14 protein-coding genes and 2 pseudogenes are annotated in these 15450 nt (G+C 70.0%); 6 read left to right on the top strand and 10 right to left on the bottom strand.

What is annotated here, in order from left to right:
- Positions 1 to 4: 4 nt before the first annotated feature.
- The 7 genes from ACIF6L_RS19950 to ACIF6L_RS19920 form a co-directional block, all read right to left on the bottom strand.
- Complete coding sequence (locus ACIF6L_RS19950) at positions 5 to 832, bottom strand: class I SAM-dependent methyltransferase (RefSeq protein ID WP_396486281.1); 828 nt, start codon at positions 830 to 832, stop codon at positions 5 to 7.
- Positions 833 to 844: 12 nt separating this feature from the next.
- Positions 845 to 1093 (bottom strand): phosphopantetheine-binding protein, encoded by a 249-nt coding sequence (locus tag ACIF6L_RS19945; protein ID WP_329485905.1) that lies wholly within the window; start codon positions 1091 to 1093, stop codon positions 845 to 847.
- A gap of 178 nt (positions 1094 to 1271) precedes the next feature.
- Positions 1272 to 2117: a hypothetical protein gene (locus ACIF6L_RS19940; RefSeq protein WP_396486282.1), complete on the bottom strand. Its 846-nt coding sequence runs from the start codon at positions 2115 to 2117 to the stop codon at positions 1272 to 1274.
- The gene (locus ACIF6L_RS19935) at positions 2117 to 2983 is read right to left on the bottom strand and encodes a diiron oxygenase (protein ID WP_396486283.1); all 867 of its coding nucleotides are present in this window, start codon (positions 2981 to 2983) and stop codon (positions 2117 to 2119) included. Before ACIF6L_RS19935 ends, ACIF6L_RS19940 begins: the two co-directional genes overlap by 1 nt.
- Positions 2984 to 3170: 187 nt before the next feature.
- Positions 3171 to 4169 carry a LuxR C-terminal-related transcriptional regulator gene (locus tag ACIF6L_RS19930; RefSeq protein ID WP_329485908.1) on the bottom strand — a complete coding sequence of 333 codons (999 nt, stop codon included), beginning with the start codon at positions 4167 to 4169 and terminating at the stop codon, positions 3171 to 3173.
- A complete protein-coding gene (locus ACIF6L_RS19925; RefSeq protein WP_396486284.1) occupies positions 4166 to 4933 on the bottom strand; it encodes a thioesterase II family protein in 768 nt (255 codons plus the stop codon). Before ACIF6L_RS19925 ends, ACIF6L_RS19930 begins: the two co-directional genes overlap by 4 nt.
- 718 nt (positions 4934 to 5651) lie before the next feature.
- Complete coding sequence (locus ACIF6L_RS19920) at positions 5652 to 6887, bottom strand: MFS transporter (protein WP_396486285.1); 1236 nt, start codon at positions 6885 to 6887, stop codon at positions 5652 to 5654.
- 333 nt (positions 6888 to 7220) lie between these two features.
- On the opposite strand from ACIF6L_RS19920, the gene ACIF6L_RS19915 reads away from it, so the two are divergent.
- The 3 genes and pseudogenes from ACIF6L_RS19915 to ACIF6L_RS19905 all read left to right on the top strand — a co-directional run.
- The gene (locus tag ACIF6L_RS19915; RefSeq protein WP_329485911.1) at positions 7221 to 7568 is read left to right on the top strand and encodes a metalloregulator ArsR/SmtB family transcription factor; all 348 of its coding nucleotides are present in this window, start codon (positions 7221 to 7223) and stop codon (positions 7566 to 7568) included.
- Positions 7569 to 7655: 87 nt separating this feature from the next.
- Positions 7656 to 8282, top strand: coding sequence for a pyridoxamine 5'-phosphate oxidase family protein (locus ACIF6L_RS19910; RefSeq protein ID WP_359804521.1), 627 nt, complete (start codon positions 7656 to 7658; stop codon positions 8280 to 8282).
- 631 nt (positions 8283 to 8913) lie between these two features.
- Positions 8914 to 9185, top strand: a pseudogene (locus tag ACIF6L_RS19905) (ATP-binding protein); the annotation flags it as partial.
- 156 nt (positions 9186 to 9341) lie between these two features.
- Here ACIF6L_RS19905 and ACIF6L_RS19900 read toward each other — a convergent pair.
- A pseudogene (locus ACIF6L_RS19900) lies at positions 9342 to 9584 on the bottom strand (IS110 family transposase); the annotation flags it as partial.
- Between the two features lie 308 nt (positions 9585 to 9892).
- Between ACIF6L_RS19900 and ACIF6L_RS19895 the strand changes: the two are divergent.
- Positions 9893 to 11494: a restriction endonuclease gene (locus tag ACIF6L_RS19895; RefSeq protein ID WP_396486286.1), complete on the top strand. Its 1602-nt coding sequence runs from the start codon at positions 9893 to 9895 to the stop codon at positions 11492 to 11494.
- Between the two features lie 414 nt (positions 11495 to 11908).
- On the top strand, positions 11909 to 13852 hold the full coding sequence (locus ACIF6L_RS19890) for a hypothetical protein (RefSeq protein ID WP_396486287.1): 1944 nt from the start codon (positions 11909 to 11911) through the stop codon (positions 13850 to 13852).
- 116 nt (positions 13853 to 13968) lie between these two features.
- Here ACIF6L_RS19890 and ACIF6L_RS19885 read toward each other — a convergent pair whose 3' ends face one another.
- Together ACIF6L_RS19885 and ACIF6L_RS19880 are read right to left on the bottom strand one after the other, a co-directional pair.
- The gene (locus ACIF6L_RS19885) at positions 13969 to 14277 is read right to left on the bottom strand and encodes a hypothetical protein (RefSeq protein WP_396486288.1); all 309 of its coding nucleotides are present in this window, start codon (positions 14275 to 14277) and stop codon (positions 13969 to 13971) included.
- A gap of 24 nt (positions 14278 to 14301) precedes the next feature.
- Positions 14302 to 14505, bottom strand: a complete 204-nt coding sequence (locus ACIF6L_RS19880) for a hypothetical protein (RefSeq protein ID WP_396486289.1) — start codon at positions 14503 to 14505, stop codon at positions 14302 to 14304.
- Between the two features lie 361 nt (positions 14506 to 14866).
- Here ACIF6L_RS19880 and ACIF6L_RS19875 point away from each other — a divergent pair, with 361 nt between their 5' ends.
- Positions 14867 to 15445, top strand: coding sequence for a DUF5994 family protein (locus ACIF6L_RS19875; RefSeq protein ID WP_396486732.1), 579 nt, complete (start codon positions 14867 to 14869; stop codon positions 15443 to 15445).
- The last annotated feature ends 5 nt before the right edge of the window (positions 15446 to 15450 follow it).

Below are 15450 nucleotides of genomic sequence, written 5' to 3'. Positions count from 1 at the left end.
CTCCTCAGCGGCCGGCGAACTCGGCGCGGACCAGCCAGCTGCGCGCCACGCCCCGGCGGTCGCGGGGCTGCACCTCGTACGGCCAGCGCCCCTGGCCCGCGCCGGGCTCGCCGGGCTCGCGCAGCTCGCGGACCTTCCAGCCGGTACCGGCCAGGAACTCCTCCGGCTCGTCGGTGCCGAAGAGCCAGGGCGTGCCGTCCTCGCGCAGGCCGGCCAGGAAGGCCCTGGAGAAGGGGCTGCGCAGCAGCGCCCGGCTGGCGAAGTCGACGGCCAGCCGGCTGCCGGGGGCCGAGACCGAGCCGAGCACGCCGAGCAGGTGGGAGGCCTGCTCCTCGGTGAGGAAGAACATCAGCCCTTCCGCGACCCAGAGCGTGGGCAGCCCCGGGTCGAAGCCGGCGCGGTGCAGCGCGGGCAGCCACTCCGTGGCGAGGTCGGCCGACACCTCGCGGCGCTCCACCGTGGGCTCCGCCCCGAGCGCGGCCAGCCGGGCACGCTTCTCGTCGATGAGGCCGCCGTGGTCGACCTCGTACACCGTGCTGCCGGGCGGCCAGGCCAGCCGGAACGCCCGGGTGTCCATCCCGGCGGCGACCAGGACCACCTGCCGGATGCCGCTGTCCGCCAGCAGCGCCTCGATGCTGTCGTCGAGGTACTTGGTGCGGATGGCGATGAACGGGATCAGGCCGCCGCCGCCGTACTTGTCGAGGAGCTCGAAGCCGCGCGGGGCCGCGAGATCGCGCGCGAACCTGTCCTGGAACAGGGCGTCGCCGGGGCGCTCGGACTCGACGGCGCGGGCCGCGGCGGTCCACTGGGCCGTGTACGAGACAGCTTCCATGGGGATGGCCTCCTACGGGAGTCGGGCCGGGGTGAAGAAGGCCTTCTCGATCGACGAGAGGGTCTGGAGGTCCTGCATGTCGATGCTGTCGAAGTCGATCTCGACGCCGCTGGCGCTCTCGATCGTGTAGACCAGCTCCACGAAGGAGAGCGAGTCGACGAGGCGGCTCTCGATGAGGTTCTCGTCGGGCTCGATGGATTCCCGGTCCGGGTGCCTGGCCAGGATCCACTCGCGGACCTGGTCGATTCCTGCCGAAGCCATTGCCACTCCTCGGGTGTTGGGGCGATAGGGGGATAGGGGGATAGGGCGATACGGGCATGCTCGGGCCGTGCGGGATGCGCTCGGGACGTACGGGATCCACGCTGCCCGTGCCGGGCCCACGCGGGCCGGTGCGGGATCCAGGCGGCCCGGTGCGGGATCTACGCGGAGGCTCCGCGGCTCAGGCGAGCTGCCCGGCCGCGGTCCGCACCGCGTCCAGGGCCTCGACCGCGTCGCCGTGGTGCAGGTCGACCAGGACGGAGAGCCACCGCTCCAGGCCGAACGCCACGCAGCTGGTGAAGACGAACTCGTTCTCCGGCCCGCGGATGTCGCAGCGCTCGCCGAAGAAGTTGCGGTGCGTGTTGACGGAGGAGACGGCCAGGTCGCCGACCTGGAACTCGTACTTGACCGGGCTGAGCTTCTGGAGCAGGGCGCGGGCGCCGTCGGCCCGGAAGAACGGGTCGAAGGCGGGCACCTTCTCCAGCCGCAGGGACAGCGCGTCGGCGAACGCGGCGATCCGCTCGGCGAAGGACCCGAGGACCTGCTGCGTGTGCTCGTACGAGCCGAGTGCGACGACCTCGCGCATCTGGAAGCTGAGCAGCCGCCGCAGGCCCTCGTACCGCTCCTCGTTGCGGAAGCAGCGGTTGACCAGGGTGATCAGCGCGTCCGCCGCCACGACGGAGTTCTCGTAGTACAGGAAGGCGCTGTAGCAGGTCGCGTGGGGCAGGCCGACCTGTGCGCCGCGCAGTGCGGCGGGCGCGAACCGGCCGTCGACGGGCTTGTTCTCGCCGCTCTCCAGGTCGAGTCCGGCACCGACGAGTGCGAGGTGCGGGAAGTTGACGTAGACGTCGAACTTCTCCAGGTCCGACACCGGGTACAGCGGCGGCGGGAGGATTTCGCGGGCTCCGGCGGAGCGGCCCCAGCCGGCGAACGTCCGGTCGAGTTCGAGGAGCAGGTCGGTCTGGTCCGGGTCGAGGATGACCAGTCCGCCGGCGGGGCCGGTGGTTCGGGGGGCGGTGCCGGCCATCAGATGAGCCCCGTCTTCTCTAGGTACTTGGCGGTCTTGCGGTAGACGCTCTGCTCGAACTCGGCGCGCTGCGGGGATTCGAGGAGCTGCCGGCGCAGGCCGTGCGGGTCCTTGATGCCCGCGTCCCGGTACACCTGCGGGCTGTAGAGCGTCTCGAAGCTGTAGGTCATGTAGCGCCGGATGTAGCCGGCGATGTCCCGCATCTCCTCCTCGGTGGAGGTCTGCCGGACGTCGGCGGCCAGCGCGGTGACCAGTTCACGGCCGAAGGCGATGTGCCGCGACTCGTCCTGGTGGTGGATCCGGTTGATCCCGCGGATCGTCTCGTGCAGGCGGTCGTCCAGCGCCATCCGGGAGTTGAAGTGGTCCACCAGCTCCTCGAAGATCAGGATCCGGGCGAAGACCAGCAGGCTCTCCACGTTCGAGCGGGGGATCTCGGCGTTCGCACCGGCCGGCTGCCGGTAGATCTTCCTGCCGTAGCGCAGGCAGAACTCGGCGAAGAACCACATGTGCTCGTTCTCCTCACCGATGAAGTGGTGGAAGAAGTCCGAGGGCGTCTCGAAGCCGGTGGTGTGAATCCGCTTGGTGACCTCGATGAGAAGTTCCCGGATTCCGTGCACATTGAGACTGTAGAAGTTGATGCTCTCGTACCGCGACAGTGCGTGGAGCTCCTTTTCGGTGAGCCGCCGGGCGGCCTCGGTACCGTGGGTGGTGGTGAGTTCGGGGCTCATCCACCACATCTCCTCGGGCAGGCTGTCCGGCCATTCGAAGAGTTTGTAGGGGTTGTAGTAGTCATCGATCGACTTCGTGGTCAGACGGTCGAGTATTTCCAGGAACCGGCCGTCCTGGTCGATCAGTTTGCTGACCATGCTGGCGTTGACCTCCGAGTTTCCCCGGCCGCCTCGCGGTGACCGGCCGCTCCAATGCCGTGCCGTTTTCCGGCACTCTTCGAAGGTAGGGAAGTCCCGGCGGGCGCCGCAATGACCTGATGTGGTGTGGCCACATACGGCCATATCGAAGCGGCGACGCCCGCCGGGACCGACGGCACCGGACCGGTCAGCCGGCGGCGCCCCGGACCGGCAGGAGTCCGGCCTGGACGGCGGCCGCGCCCGCCTGGAACCGGCTCTCGGCGTTCAACTCGTCCATGATGGTGGCGAGGTGACGGCGGAAGGTCCGCGAGGACATGCCGATGCGCCGGGCCACCACCTCGTCCTTGAGCCCCGAGGCGAGCAGTTCCAGGATGGCGCAGCGGACCTCGTCCAGGGTCTCGCCGTACCTGACCACGTTCGAGTCGATGTCCGTCCCGGACGCCCAGGCGTGCTCGTAGGAGCGCACCAGCCGGGCGACGATGGCCTGCTCGTAGACGACGGTGACGCCCGCGTCGTCGCCCCCGGGGTCGGCCAGGAAGGCCACCTCGCCGCCCACGATGACCAGGCGCTCGAAGGCCTGGGTCGAGGTGCGGACCCGCGCGCTCGCCTCGGCCAGCGTCCGCAGGCTGCCGCGTGAGGCCAGGCTGCTGCGGGCGGTGTGCGGGTACAGGACCTGAATCGGGACCCCGGGCGGCAGCGCCGACAGGCCCAGCACGTGCGAGTCCTGCCCCTGGACCGGGGCGAACGGCTCCATGACGAGGATCTCGGACGGGCGGTCGCGCAGGGCGTCCGCCATCCGCAACCCGGTCTGCTCCCGGTCCAGCCCGCTGAGCACCGGCTCCCTTCGCAGCCGGGTGCGCTGGAGGCTGCTGTAGGTGTCGGCGAACGAGCCCAGCGTGTCCTGGAAGTCCGTCAGTTCACGGCGCTTCTCGCGGATCGCCTGCTCCAGCGGCATGAGCAGTTCCAGTTGGGCGATCTCGGGGCTGCGCGCCACGAAGCGCCCCTGCTCCTGGCAGTACCTGACGAGCTTCAGGCAGCGCAGGGCGGAGAGCGCCTGTTCCGCCCGCTCGGCCGTGATGCCCAGGTCGGTGGCGAGCTCCGGGAGGGTCACCCCCTTGGCCACCAGCAGCCGCTCGTAGACCCGGACCGCCAGCTCCTCGTCGATCGAGCACAGTCCCCGCTTCACGCTCTGTCTCCGTCCGCTCGTCCGGTGGATCCGACACCCAGATCCGCGGTGATCGTCGCGACCACCGCGGCCAACTGCTGATCGAGGAAGAAGTGGCCACCGGGGAAGGAGGTGAGCCGGAACTCCCCTGTGGTGTGGCCCTTCCAGCCGAGCGCCGCCGCCAGGTCGAGATACGGGTCGGCGTCCGCGAACAGGAAGGTGACCGGACAGGTCACGGTGGTGTCGGGCCGGGCGGTGTAACGGGAGTTGGCCCGGTAGTCGTTGCGGATGACGGTCAGGATCGACTCGCGGTACTTCGGGCGGTCCAGCAGCCTCGCCGGGATCCCGCCCAGCTCCCGGAGTTCGTCCAGGACCTCGTCGTCGCCCCGGGGGATGTTCAGGCCGAGCCCGGCGGACGGCGAGCGGCGGCCCGAGACGAACAGCCGCACCGGCGCCCGCCCGGCCGCCTCCAGCCGGCGGGTCACCTCGAAGGCGACGACCGAGCCCATGCTGTGGCCCAGCACGGCCAACGGCAGGTCGTCGAAGGCGAGCAGTTCGGTGCCGATCCGGTCGGCCAGCGCGCCGATGTCGTCGATCCCGCGCTCCCCGGACCCGCCGCGCCGCCCAGGGTACTGGACCGACAGCGCCTCGACGCCGCCGGGAAGGGCGGCCGAGAGCCGGCGGTAGGTGCCCGCCGAGGCCCCGGCGTGCGGGCAACAGACCAGGCGCAGCCCGGCCTTCGGTGCGGGGTCGAATATCTGGATCCATCCCGTGTTATTGGTCAAGCCTTGTTCTTCCATCCCAGTTGTCCCGTCCTATCCGATCACTGGGCAGCGGAGACGCAAATGATTGACGCAGGCGTGGAAGTTCTTCGGTGAGGAGAGTCGGCAGAAGGCAGGTTCGGCGCTTTCCTCGGGCCGTGATCGCCGTCAGGGCGGAGTCGACGGCGGCAACTCGCGTTATCCCTGGTGAGGGCCGCAACACGGTTCGCGGCCACAGCAGTTGCCAGGACGTCAGCTTACCTTGCGCCACTTTCATGTCAACCAATCAGAGTCCGTGTGCGACGTGTTCCCCGTGGGACTGCTGGTGAGGATTGGAAGGCCATGAAGGAACACGCACCATCCTGCCCGGACGCACCCGGGAGGCGCCTCGACCACCTCTATCGCGACCGCCCGCCCCCGGGATCGCGGTCCGTACCGCAACGAAGCGGTGGCGAAGGCCATTCACCTCTATGACAGAGATATCTCGACGGTGCACATCGCCTATCCGCGGAACGGCCCCGCGAAAGTCCGCCCCTGCACCACCCGGAGGCCCCCACGGCCTTCTTCGGCGTCAAGCCCGCGTACTTCTTCGGTGACGAGGTCGCAAAGGAGGCCGATTCGACGCCGACGAGGTGGCTTCGCCGGTCGGCCCTGTCGGCACTGTCGGCACTGTCGGCAGCGGCGGCAGCGGCAGCAGCGGCAGCGCCGGGCAGCGGCGGCCTCCCGCCGCTGCCCGGCGGCCTCACTCCGCGGCCGAGGACACCGGCGCGGCAGGGGGCTCGGCGGGCGCCGTGCGGCCGTCCGCCCGGCCCGAGACCCAGGCGAGGCCGGCCGCCGACACGGCGAAGGCCGCCGCGACCGGGAGCAGGTGCCCGGCGGAGCCGAAGGCCTTCAGACCGATCGCCCCGAGGACGCTGGACAGCGAGACCGCCAGGTACAGCACGGCCGCGTTGAGCGAGACGACGAGGGACTCGGAGCCCGCCGGGGCGAGCGCGATGATCCGCTGCTGCTGCGGCGCGGTCAGCGACCAGGAGGCCACCCCGCAGAACGCCACCGACACCAGCGCGGCCGCGAACGAGCCCCGGCCCGCCAGCATCGCCAGGAAGACGACCGCGAGCCCCAGGGTCGCGGTGATCACCACCTTGCGCGGCCCGTACCGGTCGGCGAGGTGCCCGGCCATCAGGTTCCCGGCGGTGCCGGCCACCCCGAAGACCAGCAGCAGCAGCAGCGACACCCGTGCCCCGTGTCCCCCGACGGCCGGCGCGAAGACGGAGCTGATGTACGTGTAGGGGAGGTAGACGCCGACGAAGGCCAGCAGGGTGCAGGCGAGCACGCCGGCCACCCGCCGATCGGTGAGCGGGGACAGGCGCCGGCGCAGCCCGGCCGCGGTGCCGAGCCTGATCTCGGGCAGTCGCAACGCGATCACGGCGGCGACCGGGACCGCCAGGGCGGTGACGAACCACATCGTCGCCCGCCAGCCGATCGCGTCGCCGAGAGCGGTGCCCAGCGGCGCGCCGAGGGCGAGCGAGGCGGTCAGGCCCACGGTCACGATGGCGATCGCCCGGCCGCGGTGGCGCTCACCGGCGAGCGCCGCCGCCGTGGCGCCCGCGTTCGGGGTGAACATCGCCGCACCGGCCGCCGCGATCACCCGCGAGGCCAGCACCAGCCCGTAGCCGGGGGCGACCGCCGTCACCACGTTGCCCACCCCGAACACCAGCAGCGCCGTGACCAGCACGGTACGCCGTGACCAGGTGCCGGTCAGCGCCGCCAGAACCGGGGAGAGCACCGCGTAGGCGAGGGCGAAGACACTGACCAGCTGGCCCGCCGCGGCGACATCAACGTGCAGTGAGCCGGCGATGTCGGGGAGCAGGCCCGCGATGACGAAGGCGTCGGTGCCCACGGCGAAGGTACCGAGGGCCAGGAGCATCGCGGCGGGTCCCCAGGGGGCCGCCGGGGACGCGTCGGCGGGGTCGGTCACGGTGCGACTCCCGGTTCGATGATCGGCGTCTGTTACGACCGGCATCGTAACGGCAGAGGCCTCCCCCACTGGTGCCGACAGCGCGGCCGACCGTCGGGTTCCGGCCAAATGCCCGTCGGAGAAGTTCCGTTGAAGCCTTCGACGGCCGACGACCCCGAGGCGACGCCGGTCCCTCGCAACTCCCCCGCGGCGGCCGAAAGGCGTCAGAAAGGTCGATGTCCATCGGACAAGACGACTACTATCGAAGCACGGAGAGCCTCCTGCCGAGCGGCCCGGACGGATGGGTATCGTCGGCACCGGTGCACGGCCGCACCGACGAGCAGGGTGGAGCGGATGCACGCGATCGAGGAGACTTGGCTGCCACAGCCCGACCTTGCGGCGGTGGACATCGGCACCGTGCTCCAGGCACTGGCCGATCCGGTGCGCCTGCAGATCCTCCGGGCGCTCGACGCCTCCGCCGAGGAGTCGTGCACGTCGCTGGACCTGCCCGTCAAGCGCTCGACCGTCTCGCACCACCTGCGCACCCTGCGCGAGGCCGGTGTCGTGGCGACCAGGCTGGTCGGCAACAGTCGGCTCAGCCGGCTGCGCCGGGACGACCTCGAAGCCCGTTTCCCCGGACTCCTGACCTCGATCCTCACGGCCGCCCCGGCGACCGCCCCACCGGCCGTCCCGACCGGCTGACCCGGCGGGCCCAGTGATCCGGACCGCCACCGCACCGCCGCGCCATCGCGTCCACCCAACCGCCCCACCGGCGAGAAGGAGCACAGCATGGGCCGCTACGCCCACCTGGCGTACACCGACGAGGTGCGCCTGGTCCAGAGGGAACAGGGAAGCGAGTTGTCGGCCATCCGCCAGCTCGCGCACGGCGACGAGCCCGAGGAGCTGACGGACGCCGAGACCGACTTCATCCAGTCCCGCGACGGGTTCTACCTGGCCAGCGTCAGCGAGACCGGCTGGCCGTACGTCCAGTTCCGCGGCGGTCCGCCCGGCTTCGCCCAGGTCGTCGACGAGCGGACGATCGCCTTCGCCGAGGTGCGCGGCAACCGCCAGTACATCAGCACCGGCAACATCCGGGCGGACGGCCGGGTGGCGCTGTTCTTCATGGACTACGCCCGCCAGGCCCGGCTGAAGCTCTTCGGCCGGGCCTCGGTGCAGGACCTGGAGGAGAATCCGGAGCTCGACCGGCGCCTGCTCGCCACCCGGACCGGGGGCCGGGTGGAACGCCTGATGACCATCCACGTCGAGGGCTTCAACTGGAACTGCCCCCAGCACATCACCCCGCGCTTCTCCGAGGCCGAACTCCGGCCCCACCTCGACCAGTTGCAGGACCGGCTGGCCGCATTGGAGAAGGAGAACCGCCTACTGCGGACGCAACTGGAGCAGCGGGCCGGGTAGACCGGCAGCAAGCTCGCTGCCATTGGGAAGCGGGTCGCCGGGCTGCCGGCGGCCCCTTTTCGACCTCGGTCCGTATGACCTGAGGGCCTGTGCCTGGTCGTGGTGGGGGCTCAGTGTTCGGCGAGGATCCGGCTGGGCTTGGCGGCGGCGGGGCATCGGGCGAACGAACTGCTGGCCCCTCGCACGCGTGCGACGCGACCTGGAACTCGTCCTGCACTGGTCACGTTGGCGCCGCCGCCATCAGCACCGCGCCGCCGCCTGCCACCGCCGCTGGAACGACACCACCGCAGCCGCCACCACATGACCACCAAGAGCAGAGGTCACGATCTACAGCTGCCGTGACTGAGCGATCCTCTCCCGGACGAAGTCCGCCCTTCATCTCATTTTGTTAGCAGTTCTTAGGAGCTCACGGACGGCGGTCCCCGGCCCTGTCGGCCCGCTGACGCGGGGTGGCCGGCCTGCGCGTCGCCCGTCCGGGAACTACCGTTCAGGTGCGAACCGTTTGTCGGTCGGAACACGATGCGGGGAGCGTCGTGCAACTGGGGGTCACGGGTCGAGGGTCATGGCGTTCGCTCTTACGTTGCCCGGTTTGGCGCTGGCGGTGGTGCTGTTCGCGCTAGACCACCTGATCTTCAACACCCAACTCATCGTCAGCGAACTCGTCACCAACGCAATCCGCTACGCGGGCGGACCGGTGGGGCTACGCCTCATCAAGTCGCATCTGCTGACGTGCGAAATCTCCGACCCCAGCCAGACCCAGCCACATCTTGGCGGGCCCTGGTGACCGACGAAGGCGGCCGCGGCCTGTTCACGGTGGCGCGACTGACCCACCGTTGGGGGAGCCGGTACACAACCGCAGGCAAGACAATCTGGACGGAGCAACTACTGGAAGCGGCACTGTGACACGGCCTGCCCCCGCACGCACATAGCGCGCAGTTCGGCCAGCAATGCCCCCGCCGACCACAAGGCCACGTTCAGTGCTTCCCCATGGTGCTTGTCAACCGTCCTGGTGACGTGGGGTGGCTGTGTCGTGCCTCTGCGAGGTCGCGTCGGGGTGGCTCAGCAGTGAAGGTTCGCTGGTCGCCGTATGAGGGCCCAGAGAACGTTGAGGCGGCTGCGGGCGAGTGCGAGGACGGCCTGCTTGTGGATCTTGCCCTCGCTCCGCTTGCATTCGTAGAACATCCTCGAGCTGGGACAGCAACGGGCTGCGACCTTGGCGGAGAACACGTGCAAGAGCCGACGGCGGTAGCGGTGAGGCCGGCGCATGTTGCCGCTGATGCGTCCGGCCGTTCGCTGCTCTGGCCAGGCGGTTACCTACTCGGCGCGGCGGATGGCCATGGCCAGCTTGCATCAGCTGCGGGCCTTGCGCCGAGTCGTCCTGCCTGAGCGCCATCCGACGCCTCGACCACGTGCGGAGTATTCGTGAAGACCCGCAGGATTCGCAGCGCTCCACTCGGGTGCAGGTCGCCCTGCCGGTTGAGATCCGGCGCATACGACGGCAGCTGGAAGACCAGTCGTTGGATCGCCGTTTAGTCGACTTTGCCGTATGGCGCCGGGTCGGTTAGGGCAAGGTGGTAGCGGCACAAGATGTATGAGCATGAGGAGGGCCAGTGGCGGGAGGGGCGGCGCGTCCGAAGCGGCAGCCGGACTATGCGGCGCAGGCACGGCGGGCCGAAGCCGAGCAGCGCAGGCTCCAGCAGCAGGCGGAGCGTGAGCGCAAGGCCGCGGAGGCCCGTGCCAAGCAGGCTGAGCGGGAGCAGCGTGCTGCCTATTCAGTGGCGCGGGCCCAGGAGGCGGTGGACCTCACGAGCGTGGCGGAGGACGACGCCGAGAAGCTGCGGACACTTCTTACCCGGTCGGTCCAACACGCAGCTCCGTTGTCATTCAGCGCGCTTCGCCAGCAGTTCACGCCTGCTGCGTTCGTGGCCGGCAGGTTGGACCGTGCGGTGACCGCACCACGGTGGGAGGACTTCGAACCGCCCGCTCGGCGTGGCCTGCTGGCCTCGCTGGGATTCGCCAGCCCGCGTCACGAAGCTGCGGTCGAGGAGGCCCGGCGCCGTTTCGACGAAGCACTGGCCGAGCACGCCCGAGGAGACAAGAAGCGGGTGGCCAAGCTCGCGGAGCGCCGGGCCGCACACGACTCGAAGGTCCGAGAAGCTGCCGAGCGGGTCCACGCGTTCAACGCCGCATTGACGGAGCGGGAAGCGGCGTACCGGGCCGGAGACGTCGAGGCCGTGGAATGGTTCGTCGACCAGGTGCTGGCCGCGTCTGTCTATCCCCTCGGATTCCCGAAGCGGCACCAGGTGTCCTACCAGGCCGACACCGGTGATCTCCTTGTGCAGTTGGACCTGCCGCTGGAGGACGTGGTGCCGCCAGCCCGCTCCTTCAAGTACGTAAAGACGCGGGACGAGATCGTTCCTGTGCCGCGGCCCGAGAAGGAGCGCAAGGAGCTGTACGCGTCGGTTCTCGCCCAGAGCGCGCTTCGCACTCTGCATGACGTATTCGCCTCCGACCCGGACCGGGTCATCCGGTCCATCGCCCTCAACTGCCACGTCGACACCATCGACCGTGCCACGGGACGCGGTGTCCATCCGTGCCTGATCACCCTGCAGGCGAGCAGGGAGGACTTCGAGGCCCTCGTTCTCACCAAGGTGGAACCCCGACTGTGTCTCCAGCGGCTTCGGGCTCTCGTCTCCCCGAACCCCTACGAGCTGGAACCGGTGCGCCCGCTGGTGACGTTCGACCTGTCGAAGTTCAGGCTGATGGACAGCATGGACGTGGTTGCCGGCCTTGACAGCCGACCAGTACTGATCGACCTTTCGCCCCTCGAGTTCGAGCACCTGGTCCGCCAGCTCTTTGAAGCCATCGGCATGGAAGGGTGGAACACACAGCCGTCCAAGGACGAGGGAGTGGACGCCATCGTGATGAACACCGACCCAGTGATGAAGGGGCTGTGCGTCATCCAGGCGAAGCGCAGCCGTAACGTGGTGCCCTTCGAGACCGTCTCGGCCCTGGCGGGCGTCGTCGAGCACAAGCGGGCAGCGAAGGGCATCCTGGTCACCACCTCGTGGTTCGGCAGAGCCAGCCAGGCGTTCGCCCAGGACCACGGCCGACTCGAGCTCCTCGACGGAGCCAACCTGGTCCACCTTTTCAAGGAGCACCTTAATCTCGACGTCATCCCCGGCCCGGTTCCCCCCAAGCGTCGCGCCTAGAAGCGCTGTTCGCTCCACTCCAGGCGAGCACTCGGCGGGGCGGGAGCTCGAGGGTGGACTCGCGTGCGGCCGGGGCGAGGATGTATTCGTCCATGCTCGGACAACGCCCACGCCGTAGGTGCGGCTGTATGCGGCCTCGCCTCCGGCGTAGGAGCCGAAGTCCGGCTCCTCGGTGGTGACCTCGCTGTTGACGTCGACGGCGTGGAGGCTGCCGGGGCGTCCGGCAGCTGCCCGCAGAGCCCTGTCCACCAACTCCATGGTCCGGCCCTGGTTTTGTCCGACACCGCACCGGAGGCGCCCAGGAGTTGTCCTCCATGGAACCGATACGCCCCCTCGGAGTCGTTCGTCCCCAGGTTGTCCGACCGATGGAGCAGGATGGGCTCTGACGAGTCACCGGGAAGAGGGAAGCAAGGAATGGCCGCCGACGAGACCCAGCTGCCTGTCGAGTTCCTGGCCACCCTCGCGGCCGGCGCCGATCCCGGGTCCGCGGCGGCCCGGATGGCTGCCGAGCAGGCCCATGGCGTAGCCAACAGCCAACAGGGCGGACCGCTCCTCGCCGCGCTTCTCGCCAAGCCGTATCGGGATTCGGCGCCCTCCTGGCTGTTGGAGGCCGCGGTGGCGAACGGGCTGCGGCAGAGCGAGAGCGAGTACGAGTACCTCACCGACTCAACCTCGCTGGTGGTCCTCGCGCTCATCCACCCCGACTGCGGCCCGCCTCTGCGGGCCGACGCGTTGCGCCGCTGCTCCGATCGCCGGCTCGGATCCCTGGGCACCGCTGACGGGCCTGCCGACCTCTGCGCGGCCGTCGCCGACGAACTGCGCAGACGGGTATCGCGGCCACCGCACATGACGCCCGAACTACTCAAGGAACCCACGCCCGCACAGGTGGTCCTGCGTACGGGACGCCTCCACGACGACGTGTTCGAGGCCGCCGTCGCTCTCCTGCCCGACGGCCTCGACCGCACGCGTCTGGAGGACGAGGATTCGGGCGCCTGGTCCGATCGGATCAGGGCAGCGTTCGACGCGTGGGGGCGCATGTGGTCGGCCGTACTCGAACAGCACCCCGACCGGCACTCCCAGCTCATCGGCAGGACCGCCGGCAGCACGGCGAACCGCGTCATCCGCGACCAACTGCTCGGCAGCGTGCCGTGGACGGTCGAGCCGAACCTCCTCAGGCAGATCGCACTGGATGACCTCTCCCGGTTCGGCGCCGCCATGCTCGCGACCCGGATCTGCGGCTTCCTCCAGAACGGATCCTCGAAAGAGGAGGCCCGGCAGCACTTCGCCGCCGAGCTCTCCGCCCTGGACGAGACCGATCGGAGGGACATCGAGTTCCTGCACCTACGGGACGACGGATTCGACACCGGCTGGGGCACCGACTCCGCCGTCTCCTGGGTGAGCCACGCGGCCGACGGACGGTGGCGCCTCATCCTCAACCCCGCCGAAGCCAAGCCCGCCTGGGGCGACCCCCGGACCTGGCGAAGCCATGCGGACGAACTCGCGGACCTGGGAGGGCATTTCGCCGAGACCGCCGCGCAGGCCCTCCAGACCTGGAAGCCGAAGGAGTTCTACGGGATCAGTCAGGCCACCGACCTCCGCTGGGTCCACGCCATGCTGATCCACCTGCCCGAACTCATGCCCGCCGTCGAAGCGGCCGTCCGGCTGGTGATCCGCGACGCCCGCCGCGGCCGGTCGGGTCCCCAGTCGTACGACTACAGGGCCCAGGAGGACCGGCGGCAGTTCGACGAACTCCTGGACGCGATCACGCGCATCGTCGCCGACCCCGGCCCGCAGCCGCCCGCGACCCGTCGCGCGGCCCTCGGCGATCCGGAAGAGGTGACGGTGCGGAGCCTGTCCGCCGTCTCCGCGGAGGTGCTCGACGCGTACCTCGACCGGCACGCCGGCGACGACGAACTCGTGGAAAAGGCACTGCTGTCCTTTGCCTGGCACGGCCACCGCAGCGAACCGGCATTCACCTCTGTCCTCGCCCGCCACTCCGACCCGCACCACGCCGTCCACACACTCACCTATGAGCTTCGCCGCAGGCTCGGAGGCAATCCCAACAACCGCGAAGCGTGGGCCCGGGAGATCCTCGCCCTACCCGACTGCCCCAGCGAGACCATCCTCGCCCTGCCCGCCTGGACAGCACTAAAAGCACGCGGCAACCACTACAACAGCACGCACCCCACCGTGATCGCCCTGGTCGAAGCAGCGCTCGGCAACGACCACCAAGCCTGGCAGCGATTCGCCGCCAGCCCGATCAGCAACTCCGGCCCCAACGCCTGGCTCCGCCTCGGAGACATCCTCACGGCCGCCGCAGACGGAACGGCGTGGCCCAAGCCGTCCGCCTCCCGGTGACAGCTCCGGGCTGCGCCGAAACACGCCGGCCACATGGCAGTACCGAGCGCCGGCGGTGGCGGGCGTGGGAAAGGCCTAGCTGGTGAAACCGCACCTTCACCGCCGCGCCTGCCGGGTCACGCGCAGGGGTCGCACAGCGGCCGGGGCTCGCGGACTCCGCGTGTGATGTCCTCGGGGAGCTCTGGGCCGGCGAGGTAGCAGCGGCCCTGGGCTTCGCCCTTCGCGGCGAGCCATCCGGCCCGGACGAGTTCGCGGATGTCGCGTTGAGCCTGCTGCTCGCTCAGTGCCGCGTCGGCCTGGTACGTGGCGCGGCGCAGGCGGTTGCCCATGGCCGCGGGGTAGAGGGCGTAGAGCATGCGGCCGGGCCAGCCGCACTGCTCGATGGCTTCGTCGAGTGCGGTCCAGACCTGGCGGGTGCTGTTCACCTGCCGCTCGACGCTCTGGGCCTGCTACTGCTGGTGGTGGGCGCGCAGGCAGCACCGGACCCGCTGGAGGATGTCGCGCTCCGGGGTCCAGAGGGGGCCGCCGACCTCGCCGAGGACGTCGTAGTAACGGTAGGTGTTGCGGGCCCGGCCGAGCGTCCGCCGCACCCTCAACGACGAGGGCGGACAGCCCCGAAACACCGCGCTCACAAGCTCGTTGACATCCGGCATGTTTCCTGTCAACGACGACCTCCAGCCTCCATTGCTACCGATGAAGAGTCAGCCTCGGGGGAGCCCGGAAGGAGCGCGACAGCGCCCACTCACAAGATCGAACCTCACGTCCGCCGCCTCCGACCGCCGGGCCAACGTCGGCCTGAGGCTCGGCGTCACGGGCTTTCACCGTTCCCTGCCGCTCGGATGGGAGGGCCGCAGCAACAGGCCTTACGGTCATGCGAGGTTCGGACGATACGGGGAGTAGCCTTGGTATCACCGAAGGCACTTCGTATGCCGGCACCGGACACTGGCGTCGTCTCCGGCGAACGGGTATGCCGGACCCGGGCCCCGCTCGGGTTCGGAGACAGGCCCCTTGATCATGACTGTGATCCTCGATTGTGCGCCGACGCCGACCACCCCCGAGTCCACCCTGCGTCTCTCCCTGGCACCCGGCGGCGCGCAGGCCGGTCGGCTGGACGGAGCCTGGTGGCCCCGGTCGCGTGACCTACTTCGCGAACTTCCCTCCCTGGCCGCCGAGATCGACAAGCGGTGGGGCCGGGTCACCCGGATCACTGTGAATCCCGCACAGTGGCCAGTCGTCCCCCGGCGGATCCCGGTCGCGGGCCACACCGTCCACGCGGGCTGGTTCACCCTCGAACAGGACGAGCACGTGGTCACGGTCTGCTCCTACGCCCCGCGCCGCCTGAACCTGTTGGTCGTCCCCCCGCCAACGGATGCCGTCGATGCCGCCCGGCTGATGACCGAGGCGGCCGACCCCGCGAACACCAGGACCGCGAGCGCCCTGCTCGCCGCCGGGACGGGCGGCGGTGCGGCACAGCCGAAGGCCCGTTCCGACTTCCTGCCGTCGGCTGTCGCACCCGCCGACGGCGTGGGTGAGGCCGGCAGGCGAGCAGATCTCGCCCGGAGCCGGGCCGCCTCCTGGCCGGTTCCCGCGTAGCCGAG

The sequence above is a fragment of the Kitasatospora sp. NPDC086009 genome, from assembly GCF_044540385.1.
GTDB lineage: Bacteria > Actinomycetota > Actinomycetes > Streptomycetales > Streptomycetaceae > Kitasatospora.
This window is presented reverse-complemented; position numbering and strand designations above follow the sequence as displayed.